Source organism: Pseudomonas fluorescens, from assembly GCF_000730425.1.
GTDB classification, from domain to species: Bacteria; Pseudomonadota; Gammaproteobacteria; order Pseudomonadales; family Pseudomonadaceae; genus Aquipseudomonas; species Aquipseudomonas fluorescens_X.
Map to the genome: position 1 here is coordinate 5,827,761 of NZ_CP008896.1, position 14,108 is coordinate 5,841,868.

Sequence of the window (14,108 nt, forward strand, 5' to 3'; positions counted from 1 at the left end):
TCTTCGTTGGTTTCGCCCGCTCACACTGCGGGCTTTTTTTTGCCTGGGGAAAAGTAGGGGCGAGCAAGCTCGCTCCTACAGTGGGCACCAGGGCCCGGATCCCTTAGCCCCTGAGCAGCGACGCCGCCCCGGCGCTGCCAAACAACCCGGCACTGAAGCGGTTGAACCAGCTCTGGCCCTTGCCGGTGCGCAAATAGCGCGCCGCGCCGTGGGCTCCCAGGCCGTAGGCCAGCTTGCACAGCAGGTCCAGCACGGTCCAGGTGGCAATCATGATCAACAGCTGCGGCAGAAATGGCTGTTGGCTGCTGAGAAACTGCGGCAGGAACGCGGCGAAAAACAGAATGTCCTTGGGGTTGCTGGCACCCAGCACAAAGGCCCGGCCAAACAGCGCACGAAAGCGCGGCACGGGCGCTGCGTCCGGCACCACGGCGCCCTGGGACGGCAGGCGTGACTGCTGCCAGCTCTGCCAGGCCAGGTAGAACAGATACAGTGCGCCGACGATCTTCAAGGCGCTGAACAACTGCTCCGACGCCAGCAACAGCGCCCCCAGGCCCAGGGCCGAGGCGCTCAGCAGGCAGATCGAGGCAAACACCCCGCCCAGAAAGGCCGGGTACGACCGGCGCAGGCCGTAGTTCAGGCTGTTGCTGATCATCAGCAGTGACAGCGGCCCCGGGATCAGAATCACGATCAAAGCAGCGCCGCTGAACAGCAGCCAGGTTTCCACGCTCATTACATTCCTCCATACATGCAAAAGCCCCACCCGGAGGTGAGGCGGTTTTCGCCGGTTTCCGAGTTACAGGAAGACAAACTTGGCGATGAAAATCGCGCACAGCACCCACAGGCTGATGGATATCTGCTTGTACTTGCCCGTGCCGGCCTTGAGGGCTACATACGTGATAAAGCCCAGGGCGATGCCGTCGGCGACCGAGAAGGTCAGGGGCATCATGATTGCGGTGACAATCGCCGGAATGCTGTCCGTGGCGTCGTCCCACTCGATATGGGCCATGCCGCTCATCATCAGCATTGCCACATAAATCAACGCGCCGGCGGTGGCGTACGCAGGAATCATGCCCGCCAGTGGAGCGAAAAACATCGCCGCCACAAACAGCACGCCCACGGTCACGGCTGTCAGTCCGGTGCGCCCGCCGGCAGCCACGCCTGCGGCGCTTTCCACGTAACTGGTGACGGGCGGCACACCGACCACCGCGCCAAACACGCTGGAGGCGCTATCGGCTTTCAAGGCTCGCGAGAGGTTTTCGATCTTACCATCGGCCTTCACCAGGCCGGCGCGCTGGGCGACGCCCATCAGGGTGCCGGCGGTGTCGAACATATGCACAAACAAGAAGGCAAACACCACGCTGATCATGCTGACGTTGAACACACCCATCACGTCCATCGCCATCCAGGTTGGTGCCAGGCTCGGCGGGGCGGCAACGATGCCCTGGTAATGCACCAGGCCCAGGCCCCAGCCGGCCAGGGTGACGGCGATGATGCTGATCAGGATCGCGCCGAATACCCGGTGGTAGCTGAGGATCGCGATCAGCAGGAAGCAAATGGCCGCCAGCAGTGGACCTGGCTCATGCAGGGAACCGAGCTTGATCAGGGTGGCGGGGCTGGCAACGATAATGCCGGCGGTTTTCAGACCGATCACCCCCAGGAACAGACCCACCCCGGCGCCCATGGCATGGCGCAGGCTTACCGGAATGCTGTTGAGCAGCCATTCGCGGATGCGCGACAGCGTCAGGATCATGAACAGCACGCCGGAGATAAACACCGCACCCAGCGCGGTCTCCCAGGTGTAGCCCATGGTACCGACCACGGTGTAGGTAAAAAATGCATTCAAGCCCATGCCTGGCGCCAGGCCGACTGGCCAGTTGGCGTACAGGCCCATCAACAGGCAACCGAGGGCGGCAGCGATGCAGGTGGCGACAAAGGCGGCACCGTGGTCGATGCCGGCATCGGCCATGATGTTGGGGTTGACGAAGATGATGTAGGCCATGGTGATAAACGTGGTGAGGCCGGCGATCAATTCGGTCTTCACTGTGGTGCCATGCAAGCTGAGTTTGAACAGGCGCTCCAGCCAGCCCTGCTTTGTGGTTGAAAGATGGGGCGGACTGAGGTCCAGGGTCGGGGCGTCGGATTTATGGCTTTCCACAGCAAGTACTCCTCAAGAGTTTTATTGTTATTTCCAGCGCCGGACACATGAGTGGGCAGCGGCGCTTTGAGGTACCAGCGGGCTTTGTTGACCATTAGGTCAGGAACTCGCACGAAGCGAATTATGCTTTTGTATACAAATAAAGCAAATAATGTTTGCGATTATGTGTGCAAAAAAGATGAAAGGCCAGTTTCAAGGCAACGACAGGGCCTTGTTCACCACCAGCCAGCCATTGACCGCCTCTTCGCCGGCCTCGGCGAAGGCGCGTTGCAGCAGTTTGACTTGCTTGACGCTCCGGGCGGTGCGCTACAGCGAAGCCAAGCACGATGCCGTGGCGGCATTGCTGGATGAGTTCGGTGTGGCCCTGATCGAAGACGAGCCGTACCGCGAACTGACCTTCGATGGTGGCCGTGCGCGGCCGATTGCCAGCCGGCTGCGCAAGGCCAGTTGGATCTATACCGATCCGGCACTTCCAGGACTTGGCCGACTGGCAAGTGCCCCAGGGTGGATTATTCTTCTGGCTGACCTTGAAACAACCTCTGGACACCCGCACCTTATTGGCTCCAGCGCTGGCGCAGGACGTGGTGTTCATGCCCGGTGAGCGATTTTTTTCCGCGCCGGACCAGCACCACGGGCACCTGGGGCTCAATGTCAGCCACATCGACCCGGCGCGCCTGGGCGAAGGTCTCAAACGTCTCGCGGCGGTGATCCGTCAAGCACAGCGCGCGCAAGCGGCATAAGGGGAGCTTCATGTACAAGGTTTATGGCGATTACCGTTCGGGCAACTGCTACAAGGTCAAGTTGATGCTCAACCTGCTTGGCATCGCGTATGAGTGGGTCAATGTCGACATCTTGAACGGCGACACACAGACCGCCGAGTTCCTGGCGAAGAACCCCAACGGCAAGATCCCGGTACTGGAACTCGAAGACGGCACCTGTCTGTGGGAATCCAACGCGATCCTCAATTTCCTCGCCGACGGCAGCGAGTTCCTGCCCAGCGAACCACGCCTGCGCACCCAGGTGCTGCAGTGGCAGTTTTTCGAGCAGTACAGCCATGAGCCGTACATTGCGGTGGCGCGGTTTATCCAGTTTTACCTGGGGCTGCCGGAAGATCGGCTGGAGGAGTACAAGACTACCCATAAAGGCGGCTACAAGGCCTTGAGGGTCATGGAAAAACAGCTGCAAGCCACGCCCTACCTGGTGGGCGACCAGTATTCGATCGCCGATATTGCGCTGTATGCCTACACCCATGTGGCCCATGAGGGTGGTTTTGACCTGAGCCCCTATCCGGCCGTGCAGGCCTGGCTTGCACGGGTGGCCAGCCATCCTCGGCACGTACCGATGCTCGACTGATAGGCGCGACCTAAATGTGGGAGCGGGCTTGCTCGCGAAAGCGTAGGGTCAGTTGATGAATAATTGACTGACACACCGCCTTCGCGAGCAAGCCCGCTCCCACATTTTGACCGCGTTGTCTGTCAGATCGCGGCGAAGCGCTTGTCCAGGTAATCGATGATCACCTTGGAATCGTACATCCAGGTGGTCTGACCGTTTTCTTCGATACGCAGGCACGGCACCTTGATCTTGCCGCCTTGGGTAAGCAACGTCTGGCGGTCCTGTTCGTTGTTCTTCGCGTCCTTGAGGGCCACCGGCACGTTCAGGCGGTGCAGGGTGCGGCGGGTCTTCACACAGAACGGGCAGGCGTGGAACTGATACAGGGTCAAGTCCTTGGCCGCTTCATTGACCTGCGCCTGTTGTTCGGCGGGGCGCTGTTTTTTACGCGGACGGGTAAGGAAGTCGCCCGCGATGATGACGTGGCCGAGGCCCACTCGAAGTGCTTTGACGAACATGGCTGAAACCTCTTGCCCATGACAGAAGGGGCCGCAGCTTACCTGATTTCTACAGGCGAAAAAAAACCGGCGATGAATGCCGGTTTTTTCTGACGCTGCCTGTTACTTGATCAGGCTGAGAAACTCGCTGCGGGTGGCCGCGTTTTCGCGGAACTCACCCAGCATCACCGATGTGATCATCGACGAATTCTGCTTTTCCACACCGCGCATCATCATGCACATGTGCTTGGCCTCGATCACCACGGCAACGCCCAGGGCGCCGGTCACCTGCTGGACCGCTTCGGCGATCTGGCGGCTGAGGTTTTCCTGGATCTGCAGGCGACGGGCATACATGTCGACGATCCGTGCGACCTTCGACAGGCCCAGGACCTTGCCGCTAGGGATATAGGCGACATGCGCCTTGCCGATGAACGGCAGCAGGTGGTGTTCGCACAGCGAGTACAACTCGATGTCCTTGACCAGCACCATTTCGCTGTTGTCGGAGCTGAAGAGGGCGCTGTTGGTGACCTCTTCCAGTGTCTGCTCATAGCCGCGGCAAAGGTACTGCATGGCCTTGGCGGCACGCTTTGGCGTGTCGAGCAGGCCCTCGCGGGAGACGTCCTCGCCGATTTGGCCGAGGATCGCTGTGTAATTTTGTTCCAAAGTCACAGGGCGGTATTCCGTATGGGTTTCAGAGCGGTACGGTTTCTGCCTGTACCAATTTTGTACCATTCAGGCTTTGTTCAAGCTTCCCGAGCGCGTTCCAGTCTTCGCTGGAGTTTATCCATCGGGCTTAAGTGGACAGCAGCATTTGCACGCTGTGACCAAGCTGATTCGCTATGAACCCGAGGTTCATGCCTGCCATTAGGCACATAGTAGCGTAGGTGTGCCGACAGTTGTATTGCCGACGGCTTCGGATCTTCAATTCTACCAGAGCCGCCTGGAAGTGTTTGTCGGTCATGTTGGCCTGCTGGATGTACTCAACGTTCCTGGTCGGCGGGAACACATACGGCGATTGCTTATGCTGCCGGCGGCTCTGTTTGGCTCGCAACGCCGCTACCTCACCAGGTCGCATGCCCGTGTAAAACGCAAACTTAAAGTAGGCTGCGTACATCCGTATTGAACTGGTCAGCGCCTGGTACAGGTGCCCAGTAACCCGACCTGCTTCCTCGACTGCTGGGTTGCGCGTGAGCAACTCATCCTTCACGGCCGTCTCAAGCAATGTGGTAAGCCGCTGAATTGCCGATTGTCTGACTGTTGGCGACTTCCATTCTGTTTCGCTCACGATCTTTCTGAGCATCGGCGACGTGATTTGATCCATGGGGATCAGTCATCCACTCGCACAAAAATTGCTTCTTGCCTTACTACACGTGCCAGACGAGTGTCCACTTATCTGCTTTTTTGTAATGAAAGGTTTCTGAAAGTTTGGGATGAAAACCTGCCATCACATCTCTCGTCCCTCATCGAGAGGTTCTGTCGAAAAGCAGCCAATTCCAATTACAAGAGAGCGGTTTATGAGTAAACAATCAGATGACGAGATTGAAAAATCGACAATGCGTAAGTTGGGATTTCGTCTGATTCCCTTTCTGGTGCTCTGTTATTTCATTGCCTACGTTGATCGAGTGAACATCGGCTTTGCAGCCCTTACCATGAATCAGGAGATTGGCTTGACAGCCAGTGCTTTCGGGTTCGGCGCAACACTATTCTTTGTTGCGTATGTCTTATTCGAAATGCCCAGCAACATGGCCATGGAGCGTTTTGGTGCCCGTCGCTGGATCGCGCGAATCATGATTACATGGGGCATCGTTGGTTTCTGTTCTGCATTTGCAGTCGGGCCAATCTCTTACTCTGTATCCCGTTTCCTCTTGGGTGCGGCAGAAGCCGGATTCTTTCCAGGGGTAATTCTTTATCTCTCACAATGCATCCCTAAAGCATACATGGCTCGCATTATCGCGATCTTCATGGTTGCCATTCCATTGTCTAATTTCATCGGCTCGCCATTGTCGGCACTGTTACTGAAATTGGATGGTTTGGCGGACTATAGTGGCTGGCAGTGGCTGCTGATGCTTGAAGCAATCCCTGCGATCATTCTGGGTTTGCTGGCCTTGAAGGTATTACCCAACCGGCCTAGTGAAGCGAAGTGGCTGACTCAACAGGAACAGGATTGGCTGAGCGGGCAGTTGACCCAAGAACAGGCTGCACGGGAAAACGCTACGCAAAAACATCCTCATAGCGTAAGCGGTGTGCTCAAGGCCGTGTTCACCAACAAGTACATCTGGGTGCTGTCGTTGATTTACATGGGCAGTTCGGCCACCAGCAATACCCTTTCGTTGTGGATGCCGCAGATCCTGAAGTCCTTTCATCTTTCGGACATGCAAACCGGCCTGTTGAATATGATTCCATTCGGCTTCGCCGCAGCCTTCATGATTTTCTGGGGGATGCGTGCTGACAAAAGTGGAGAGCGGATCAAGGCCACCGCCATTCCACTGGTCATTACGGCAGTGAGTTTCGCCGCCACGTTATTCACGGACTCACTGACCATTACGTTGGTACTACTGACATTTGTATTGATGGGTAACTACGCAATAAAAGGGCCGTTCTGGGCACTGTGCTCCGAAACCCTGCCGCCAGCGACCTTGGCCACAGGGATTGCCGCGATCAATACCCTTGCCCATTTGGGCACTGGCGCCATGAGCTCTGTTATCGGCGTGTTGCGTGATCAGACGGGTAGCTTCCCAATGGCGCTGATGCCACTCTGTGCGCTAACTGCTACCGGTTCGCTGCTGGTGTTTTTAATTGGCAAAAAGAATCGTCGTGCTGCACAAATCGCCGCTATTAGCAGTTAATCAACTTGTCTGAATAGGCCCGCTATTGGCGGGCCTTTTCGTTTCGTCGCAGCCCACTTGATCGCTGCAAGCATGGGTTACTCGTCACGCCCTTCGAGCATCGTGCGCTTGAGCATCACATACACCGCGCCGGCACCGCCATGGCGTGGTTGGCAGGAAGTGAAACCGAGCACTTGGGCATGCTGGCGCAACCAGGTGTTGACGTGGCTCTTGATCATCGGGCGCTTCCCGTCCAGGCGCACGGCCTTTCCGTGGGTCACGCGTACGCAGCGAATTTCGAACCGGGTGGCTTCGGCAAGGAAGGCCCAGAGGGTTTCCCGGGCCTTTTCCACGGTCATGCCATGCAGGTCGAGGCTGCCTTCGAAGGGGATCTGTCCGGCCTTGAGCTTGCGCACCTGGCTTTCCTGAACCCCATCACGGGACCACATCAACTCATCTTCGGGGCCGACGTCAATCACGAACTGGTCCGATAGGCCGTCCACCGTGGTGGCGTCAGTGCGCACCGTGGCCGCCTGGCGCAACTTGGCGATCTGCGCTCGGTCGCTCTTGGGTTTGCCGGTGTCGGCACGGTCGTGCTTGATCGGCTTGACGCCACGCAGCTCGTTCTTGAACAGGGAAAAATCGTCGTCTTGCATGTCAGCCTCCGCGAAGGGCGGGCAGTTTACCCAAATCGAGGCGGTTGATGCGGGACAAAACGCTATCAGTGTGCCCTCAATCGTGTTTTTTCATCAGGTGCGAGGCGATGTTCAGCGACAGTGGCTGGCGCATGCGGCGTCGGCAGCGACGCCACAACCAGACGCCCAGCCAGAGGACCAACAGCCCGCTTGCCAACAGCACGGCCGCACCGCCTGGGCTGGCATTGAGTTCGCCCAGCGCGCTCAAGTGACCGAACAGGCCGGCAGCGCCGGCCAATGAAAGCAGCAAGCCACACAACGCCAGCAACGCGGCGAATGCCACGCCCAGGCGCAGACGCCAGTTGCTCGGGCCCTTGGGGCGCAAGCGACGAGCGTCAAAACCATCGGATATTTTCATTCCGACCTTTCCTCCAGGGTATCGGCCCTTCGACCGGAAGATAAACAACTTGTTCCGGGCGGGGAGGCAATTGCGGTAAATGACAGGCTTTAGCGGATGAGCGGGGCCGTCGAAATGGCCGCGCCGCTCATCGACAGGGCGATCAGATCAGATCTTGGGTCAGGGCGAGAGTGGCGAAGTTGTCGGCCATGATGGCCATTTCAGTCTGCTGTACATGTTCGGCGCTGAGGATGCCGCCTTTGTAAGGCAGGTCGCGGGTGGCGCAGGCGTCTTCCACCAGGGTGCAGCGAAAGCCCAGGTTCTTCGCCGCACGCACGGTGGTGCTGACGCTGGAGTGGCTCATGAAGCCGCAGACGATCAAGTCCAGGGAGCCCAGGTCCTGCAGGGTTTTTTCCAGGGGAGTGCCATGGAAGGCGCTGGGCAGCAGCTTGCCGATGATGGTTTCGCCGTCCTGCGGCTCCAGGCCGGGGATGAACTCGCCGCGCTCGCCTTGAGGGTCGAACAGGCCACCGACGGTGCCCAGGTGGCGGACATGCACGATCGGGCGCCCGGCCTTGCGCGCGGCAGCGCTCAGTAGCTTGATGTTTTCCACGGCGGCGTCCATGCCCGACAGGGCGAGCGGGCCGCTCAAGTATTCTTTCTGGGCATCGATGATCACAAGGGTCGCGTGGCTCAAATTGGCCGGTGCGTAACCGCGACCGCTGAGTTGAAACATCGTCTTTGGAACGGACATTCTGGGGCTCCTGTGAGTGGGGCTTTTGCGACATTGTCCTCTGGCTGAGCGGTTCTGTGAATCGCTACTAACGTAAGGTGCGCCGTTGTTGGCCTACAGCCCTGTCAAGAGGGGCTGCTGTGTAACAGAAAAACCTTGAATCAGGTTGGATCTGACGTTTCGCAAAGGTTTTTCATACATCGTCCGTACAGCTTAAGGCTGTTAGAATTGCCAGTCGTTTTTTCCTGGAGCTTGCCCCCGTGATCACTTCCCGCCTGCGCACCTTGCGCGACCATATCCGTTGGGCTGTCAGCCGTTTCCATGGGGAAGACCTGTTTTTTGGCCATGGTACCGACAATGCCTGGGATGAAGCCCGGCAATTGGTATTGGGTGCGCTGCACCTGCCTTGGGAAATTGCCGACAGCTATCTGGACTGCAACCTCGAAGAAGAAGAAATTTCCCACGTGCAGCGCCTGCTGCATCGACGCATTCACGAACGCGTACCCACCGCCTACCTGTTGAACGAAGCCTGGTTCTGCGGCATGTCTTTTATCGTCGATGAGCGCGTGCTGATCCCGCGCTCACCGATTGGCGAACTGATCGAAAACCGTTTCGAACCCTGGCTCGCCCAACCGCCCGCCCGCATCCTCGACCTGTGTACCGGCTCCGGTTGTATCGGCATTGCCTGCGCCTATGAGTTCCAGGAGGCCGAAGTGGTGCTGGGGGACTTGTCCTACGAAGCGCTAGAGGTGGCTAACCAGAACATCGAGCGCCATGGCGTCGACGAGCGGGTGTACACCGTGCAGGGTGACGGCTTCGACGGTTTGCCCGGCCAGCGCTTTGACCTGATTGTGTCCAACCCGCCGTATGTCGATGCCGAAGACTTTGCCGACATGCCCGACGAGTACCAGCACGAACCCGAGTTGGGCCTGGCCTGCGGCGATGATGGTTTGAACCTGGTACGCCGGATGCTGGCCGAGGCGGCTGATCATCTGACCGAAAAGGGGCTGCTGATTGTCGAGGTGGGGAACAGCCAGGTACACGTTGAAGCGTTGTACCCGCAAGTGGATTTTGCCTGGCTGGAGTTCAGGAACGGTGGCCATGGTGTGTTCATGCTGACGGCGGAGCAGTGCCGGATGCATCAGGCGGTGTTTGCCGCCTGCGTCTGATCGATATCCCCTGTAGGAGCCCGGCTTGCCGGCGATGGTGATCTTACTGGTGCCATCGCCGGCAAGCCGGGCTCTTACAAAGGTAGGCGCATGGGTTTAGCGATGTGTCGCAATCCAGATCAATAACCCCGCCTGGAACACGGTAAACGCCACCAGGCAGGTGATGGTGAAGCGCAAACCGCTGTCTTCGCGCTTGAACTTGATAACCTTTTCTTCTTCGTGGCGCAGTTTCACTTCCTGTTCCGCCAGATTCTGCTCGGCCTGCTGCAGCATCTGCGCCGCTTCCAGGATCTCCACGAACTGCACCTTCTCGGTATTCCAGCTGTCCAGCACTTCGCTGACCTTGCTCGGCTGCACATGCCCCTTCAGATGCTGGACATCGGCATAGGCCACATCAAACCCCTGAATACGCAAAAAATGGTCGCGCCGCAGGCGCGTGGCTTCGTTCAGTGCGTCTTTGTTCGCCAGATCGATGCCGTCGACGCGATAGTGCGACCACTTCTTTTTCGCCCACGCGGCGCCTTGCGCCACCAGAAAACGGCCAAGGCCACGGTTCGCCGGTTCGATTTCCAGGCTGTTACCTGGGCCGAAATGCACGCGGTGAGTGGCGTGGTCGACCCACACATCCAGGTGATTCTGTTCACGCCGTACCCGTTGGGCGGGCAATTGGATGACCATGCGCAGCAGGCTGTGGTCCTTGTTGTTGCGTTCGGCGTAGCCAAACTGCACAAAGCGTAAGGGGCGGGCGCCAGTGGCGCGGTCAGTGGCCAAGGGCGCCAGGCGCAGCATCTTGAAGTGTTCGGCCTCAACCTCCGCCCACGGCAGCGCAGCCGCAGTCGCCGCTTCGGTGTCGGCGGTGGTTTCGGCGGGAGGTTGGGGTACTGCTTCGGTGTTCGTCATTCGGCGCGATCCTGTCCAAGCCCAGCAAGTCGACAGGCTTTTTGCTGTCGACCCTGTGCTTATCGGCCGTTTTCTCCAGGACTGGAGGGGCAATAACCGCTTATCGGGGGCGAAGTCCGTCGATAAAGCCCACCAGGCGCCTGCCCAGCGCATCGGCGAGGGGCAATTGCGGGTCGTTGTAGGAGCTCAACTGCTGTTTCACGTCGTTGGGCACGATCCGCATGACGTGGTTCATGCCAGGAATCACCGCCAGTTCGGCGTCGGGTTTGGCCTGCTTGAGCTTTTCGGCATCAGCCACTCCCACTTGCAGGTCGGTGGTGCCCTGGACAATCAGGGCCGGCATCGTCAGGCGGGCGAAAGCCGCCGCAGGATCAGCACGAAACAGGCTGATCAGGTAAGGCTGCACGCTGGGGCGAAAAATCCCCTGCAACGGGCCGGGCACATCGGCATCCACCTGGCCGGCCTTGAGCCGATCAAGAATCTGGTTACTGCGCAGCAGCAGGGCTGGTGGCATGTGATCCGCCAGTTGCTGGCGAATCACCTGGTCCACCGGGCGGGCACTGCCGGACAGGGAAATCACCCCGGCGGGCCCGAGTTCAGGGGCGGCGAGGGCTGCCACCAAGGCGCCTTCACTGTGGCCCAGCACCACCAAGGGCCCGAATCGTGGGTCGGCCTTGAGCAGTTTGCCCCAGGCCACCGCGTCTGCTACATAGGCGTCCAGCGTCAGGTTGCGCTCGTCGGGCGTGGCCTTGAGGCTGGCGGCCACGCCGCGTTTGTCGTAGCGCACGCTGGCAATATTATGGCGGGCCAGGACCCAGGCCAGGCGCTTGAGGCTGTCGTTGCGTGCCCCTTCGGCGCTGTTGCCGTTGCGGTCGGTGGGGCCGGAGCCCGCAATGATCAGCACCACGGGCACGGGTTTGGCAGATTGGGGCAGCAGTAGCGAGCCAAACAACTCGCCGCTGCCGGTGTCCAGGCTGATGGGGCGTTGCAACACCACAGGGGCGGCGGCGTGGGCAGCGGTACAGATCAGGGTGAGGGTGAACAGTAAAACTCGCAGCATCATCGCGCCATCATCAGGAAGGTGCCGGTTGGACCAACGTCTACCGGGAAGGTTTCGAGGATGAACTACTGAGTGAGCCTGCGTATACTGGCGTGCTTAGTTATCACGGTTGAGTTGATTCAACTGATTTCACGGAGCGCTGTGCATGTCCGGCAATACCTACGGCAAGCTGTTCACTGTCACCACCGCAGGCGAAAGCCATGGTCCGGCGTTGGTCGCCATTGTCGACGGCTGCCCGCCCGGCCTTGAGCTGTCCCTGGACGATCTGCAGCGTGACCTCGACCGCCGCAAGCCCGGCACCAGCCGCCACACCACCCAGCGCCAGGAGCCCGACGAAGTCGAAATCCTCTCCGGCGTGTTCGAAGGCCGCACCACCGGGTGCGCCATCGGCCTGTTGATCCGCAACACCGACCAGAAGTCCAAGGACTACTCGGCGATCAAGGACCTGTTCCGCCCGGCTCACGCCGACTACACCTATCACCATAAATACGGCGAGCGCGACTACCGTGGCGGTGGCCGCAGTTCGGCGCGGGAAACCGCGATGCGCGTGGCCGCCGGTGCCATTGCCAAGAAGTACCTGGCCACCCAGGGCATTGTCATTCGTGGCTACATGAGCCAGTTGGGCCCTATCGAAATCCCGTTCAAGACCTGGGACAGCGTGCAAGACAACGCCTTCTTCAGCGCCGACCCGGACAAGGTGCCGGAGCTGGAAGCCTATATGGACCAGTTGCGCCGTGACCAGGATTCGGTGGGTGCGAAAATCACCGTGGTCGCCGAAGGGGTGATGCCGGGCCTGGGCGAGCCGATTTTCGACCGCCTGGATGCCGAACTGGCCCACGCGCTGATGAGCATCAATGCGGTCAAGGGCGTGGAAATCGGTGCCGGTTTCGCCTGTGTTGCCCAGCGCGGCACCGAGCATCGCGATGAACTGACCCCCGAAGGCTTTGTCAGCAACAACGCTGGCGGCATTCTTGGCGGTATCTCGTCCGGCCAGCCGATCGTAGCGCACCTGGCGCTCAAGCCGACGTCGAGCATCACCACGCCGGGGCGTTCCATCGACGTACATGGCAACCCGGTGGAGGTGATCACCAAAGGCCGCCATGACCCTTGCGTCGGTATCCGCGCCACGCCGATTGCCGAGGCAATGATGGCCATTGTGCTGATGGACCACCTGCTGCGTCACCGTGGGCAGAATGCCGATGTACGCGTCAGTACCCCGGTGTTGGGCCAGCTGTGACGGTCTGACCGTGACAGCACTCCCGTACTGGCGACTTTCCAGCTTCTACCTGTTTTATTTCGCCCTGCTGGGGGCGACGGCGCCGTTCCTGGCGCTGTACTTCCATCATCTGGGGTTCTCCAGCGCGCGCATTGGCGAGTTGGTAGCGATCCCGATGCTGATGCGTTGCGTAGCACCGAATATCTGGGGCTGGCTGGGGGATTACACCGGGCGGCGCCTGGCCATCGTGCGGTTTGGCGCGGTGTGCACGTTGCTCAGTTTTTCGCTGATCTTTGTCAGCCAGAGCTACGCCTGGCTGGCGTTGGTGATGGCCCTGCATGCGTTCTTCTGGCATGCGGTACTGCCGCAGTTCGAGGTCATCACCCTGGCGCACCTGCAAGGCCAGACCTCACGCTACAGCCAGGTCCGCCTGTGGGGCTCTGTCGGATTTATTCTCGCCGTCGTCGCCCTGGGACGGCTGTTCGAGGCCCTGAGCCTGGATATCTACCCGGTGGCGATCGTGTTGATCATGGCCGGCATCATCGGTGCCAGCGTGTGGGTGCCTAACGCCCAGCCGGCCTCTACCGGTGATCGCGGAGCCGGCGATGGCTTCCTGCGGCAGTTGCGCAGCCCTGGCGTGCTGGCGTTTTATGCGTGTGTCGCCTTGATGCAAATGAGCCATGGCCCGTACTACACCTTCCTCACCCTGCACCTGGAAAACCTCGGCTACAGCCGTGGCGTGATCGGCCTGTTGTGGGCCCTGGGCGTGGTGGCGGAAGTGTTGATGTTCATGGCCATGAGCCGGATTCTCACGCGTTTCTCGGTGCGCCGGGTGCTGGTGGCCAGCTTCCTGTTGGCTGCGTTGCGCTGGTTGTTGCTGGGATCGTTCGCCGAATTCCTGTGGGTGCTGCTGCTCGCCCAAGTGCTGCATGCCGCGACCTTTGGCAGCTTTCATGCGGCGGCCATCCAGTTTGTGCAGCGCAGCTTCGGCGCGCGCCAGCAAGGCCAGGGCCAGGCCCTTTATGCGGCGCTGGCCGGCACCGGCGGCGCCCTGGGTGCCTTGTATTCCGGGTACAGCTGGAACCTGTTGGGGCCGACCCTAACATTCAGTATCGCCAGCCTCGCGGCCCTGGCCGCCGCGTTGATCATAGCCCTGCGCTTGCCCGAGGAACAGTTGTGAGCCTGGCCCATC

15 protein-coding genes and 2 pseudogenes are annotated in these 14,108 nt (G+C 59.8%); 6 read left to right on the top strand and 11 right to left on the bottom strand.

The features are described 5' to 3' along the window. Positions 1-103 precede the first annotated feature (103 nt). The 3 genes and pseudogenes from HZ99_RS26245 to HZ99_RS29345 all read right to left on the bottom strand — a co-directional run. Complete coding sequence (locus HZ99_RS26245; RefSeq protein WP_032863245.1) at positions 104-730, bottom strand: LysE family translocator; 627 nt, start codon at positions 728-730, stop codon at positions 104-106. Positions 731-793: 63 nt separating this feature from the next. Further along, positions 794-2,125 (bottom strand): NCS2 family permease, encoded by a 1,332-nt coding sequence (locus HZ99_RS26250; protein ID WP_235205612.1) that lies wholly within the window; start codon positions 2,123-2,125, stop codon positions 794-796. Between the two features lie 222 nt (positions 2,126-2,347). Further along, positions 2,348-2,443, bottom strand: a pseudogene (locus tag HZ99_RS29345) (MarR family transcriptional regulator); the annotation flags it as partial. Positions 2,444-2,453: 10 nt separating this feature from the next. Between HZ99_RS29345 and HZ99_RS26255 the strand changes: the two are divergent. Both HZ99_RS26255 and HZ99_RS26260 read left to right on the top strand, forming a co-directional pair. Beyond that, positions 2,454-2,895, top strand: a pseudogene (locus HZ99_RS26255) (hypothetical protein); the annotation flags it as partial. A gap of 10 nt (positions 2,896-2,905) precedes the next feature. Beyond that, a complete protein-coding gene (locus HZ99_RS26260; RefSeq protein ID WP_038447277.1) occupies positions 2,906-3,508 on the top strand; it encodes a glutathione S-transferase family protein in 603 nt (200 codons plus the stop codon). Positions 3,509-3,630: 122 nt separating this feature from the next. On the opposite strand, the gene HZ99_RS26265 is transcribed toward HZ99_RS26260, so the two are convergent. The 3 genes from HZ99_RS26265 to HZ99_RS29350 all read right to left on the bottom strand — a co-directional run bounded on the left by HZ99_RS26265 (position 3,631) and on the right by HZ99_RS29350 (position 5,302). After that, positions 3,631-4,002, bottom strand: a complete 372-nt coding sequence (locus HZ99_RS26265; protein WP_038447279.1) for a glutathione S-transferase N-terminal domain-containing protein — start codon at positions 4,000-4,002, stop codon at positions 3,631-3,633. Positions 4,003-4,104: 102 nt separating this feature from the next. Continuing rightward, a complete protein-coding gene (gene folE / locus HZ99_RS26270; protein ID WP_038447281.1) occupies positions 4,105-4,650 on the bottom strand; it encodes a GTP cyclohydrolase I FolE in 546 nt (181 codons plus the stop codon). Between the two features lie 124 nt (positions 4,651-4,774). After that, positions 4,775-5,302: a hypothetical protein gene (locus tag HZ99_RS29350; RefSeq protein ID WP_051903252.1), complete on the bottom strand. Its 528-nt coding sequence runs from the start codon at positions 5,300-5,302 to the stop codon at positions 4,775-4,777. Positions 5,303-5,495: 193 nt separating this feature from the next. Between HZ99_RS29350 and HZ99_RS26280 the strand changes: the two genes are divergently transcribed. Beyond that, positions 5,496-6,827, top strand: a complete 1,332-nt coding sequence (locus tag HZ99_RS26280; RefSeq protein ID WP_200876625.1) for an MFS transporter — start codon at positions 5,496-5,498, stop codon at positions 6,825-6,827. A 77-nt stretch (positions 6,828-6,904) separates the two neighbouring features. On the opposite strand, the gene HZ99_RS26285 is transcribed toward HZ99_RS26280, so the two are convergent. The 3 genes from HZ99_RS26285 to HZ99_RS26295 all read right to left on the bottom strand — a co-directional run bounded on the left by HZ99_RS26285 (position 6,905) and on the right by HZ99_RS26295 (position 8,592). Next, a complete protein-coding gene (locus HZ99_RS26285; protein ID WP_038447283.1) occupies positions 6,905-7,462 on the bottom strand; it encodes a Smr/MutS family protein in 558 nt (185 codons plus the stop codon). A gap of 76 nt (positions 7,463-7,538) precedes the next feature. Then, positions 7,539-7,859 carry a hypothetical protein gene (locus tag HZ99_RS26290; RefSeq protein WP_038447285.1) on the bottom strand — a complete coding sequence of 107 codons (321 nt, stop codon included), beginning with the start codon at positions 7,857-7,859 and terminating at the stop codon, positions 7,539-7,541. A 142-nt stretch (positions 7,860-8,001) separates the two neighbouring features. After that, complete coding sequence (locus tag HZ99_RS26295) at positions 8,002-8,592, bottom strand: cysteine hydrolase family protein (protein WP_038447288.1); 591 nt, start codon at positions 8,590-8,592, stop codon at positions 8,002-8,004. A 239-nt stretch (positions 8,593-8,831) separates the two neighbouring features. Here HZ99_RS26295 and prmB point away from each other — a divergent pair, with 239 nt between their 5' ends. Further along, the gene (prmB, locus tag HZ99_RS26300) at positions 8,832-9,740 is read left to right on the top strand and encodes a 50S ribosomal protein L3 N(5)-glutamine methyltransferase (RefSeq protein ID WP_038447289.1); all 909 of its coding nucleotides are present in this window, start codon (positions 8,832-8,834) and stop codon (positions 9,738-9,740) included. Between the two features lie 96 nt (positions 9,741-9,836). On the opposite strand, the gene HZ99_RS26305 is transcribed toward prmB, so the two are convergent. Both HZ99_RS26305 and HZ99_RS26310 read right to left on the bottom strand, forming a co-directional pair. Beyond that, positions 9,837-10,640 (bottom strand): hypothetical protein, encoded by an 804-nt coding sequence (locus HZ99_RS26305; protein ID WP_038447291.1) that lies wholly within the window; start codon positions 10,638-10,640, stop codon positions 9,837-9,839. 100 nt (positions 10,641-10,740) lie between these two features. After that, positions 10,741-11,703: an alpha/beta hydrolase gene (locus HZ99_RS26310; protein ID WP_038447293.1), complete on the bottom strand. Its 963-nt coding sequence runs from the start codon at positions 11,701-11,703 to the stop codon at positions 10,741-10,743. A 142-nt stretch (positions 11,704-11,845) separates the two neighbouring features. On the opposite strand from HZ99_RS26310, the gene aroC reads away from it, so the two are divergent. Beyond that, complete coding sequence (aroC, locus tag HZ99_RS26315; RefSeq protein WP_038447295.1) at positions 11,846-12,937, top strand: chorismate synthase; 1,092 nt, start codon at positions 11,846-11,848, stop codon at positions 12,935-12,937. Beyond that, complete coding sequence (locus HZ99_RS26320; RefSeq protein WP_051903254.1) at positions 12,900-14,096, top strand: MFS transporter; 1,197 nt, start codon at positions 12,900-12,902, stop codon at positions 14,094-14,096. The genes aroC and HZ99_RS26320 overlap by 38 nt, the downstream gene beginning before the upstream one ends. Positions 14,097-14,108 lie beyond the last annotated feature (12 nt).

Bases quoted from the DNA above. Each gene is read 5' to 3' on its own strand.
- HZ99_RS26295 (WP_038447288.1), bottom strand. From the start codon at position 8,592: ATGTCCGTTCCAAAGACGATGTTTCAACTCAGCGGTCGCGGTTACGCA.
- HZ99_RS26320 (WP_051903254.1), top strand. From the start codon at position 12,900: ATGTACGCGTCAGTACCCCGGTGTTGGGCCAGCTGTGACGGTCTGACC.
- HZ99_RS26260 (WP_038447277.1), top strand. From the start codon at position 2,906: ATGTACAAGGTTTATGGCGATTACCGTTCGGGCAACTGCTACAAGGTC.
- aroC (WP_038447295.1), top strand. From the start codon at position 11,846: ATGTCCGGCAATACCTACGGCAAGCTGTTCACTGTCACCACCGCAGGC.
- HZ99_RS26245 (WP_032863245.1), bottom strand. From the start codon at position 730: ATGAGCGTGGAAACCTGGCTGCTGTTCAGCGGCGCTGCTTTGATCGTG.
- HZ99_RS26280 (WP_200876625.1), top strand. From the start codon at position 5,496: ATGAGTAAACAATCAGATGACGAGATTGAAAAATCGACAATGCGTAAG.
- HZ99_RS29350 (WP_051903252.1), bottom strand. From the start codon at position 5,302: ATGGATCAAATCACGTCGCCGATGCTCAGAAAGATCGTGAGCGAAACA.
- HZ99_RS26310 (WP_038447293.1), bottom strand. From the start codon at position 11,703: ATGATGCTGCGAGTTTTACTGTTCACCCTCACCCTGATCTGTACCGCT.
- HZ99_RS26285 (WP_038447283.1), bottom strand. From the start codon at position 7,462: ATGCAAGACGACGATTTTTCCCTGTTCAAGAACGAGCTGCGTGGCGTC.
- HZ99_RS26305 (WP_038447291.1), bottom strand. From the start codon at position 10,640: ATGACGAACACCGAAGCAGTACCCCAACCTCCCGCCGAAACCACCGCC.
- HZ99_RS26265 (WP_038447279.1), bottom strand. From the start codon at position 4,002: ATGTTCGTCAAAGCACTTCGAGTGGGCCTCGGCCACGTCATCATCGCG.
- HZ99_RS26290 (WP_038447285.1), bottom strand. From the start codon at position 7,859: ATGAAAATATCCGATGGTTTTGACGCTCGTCGCTTGCGCCCCAAGGGC.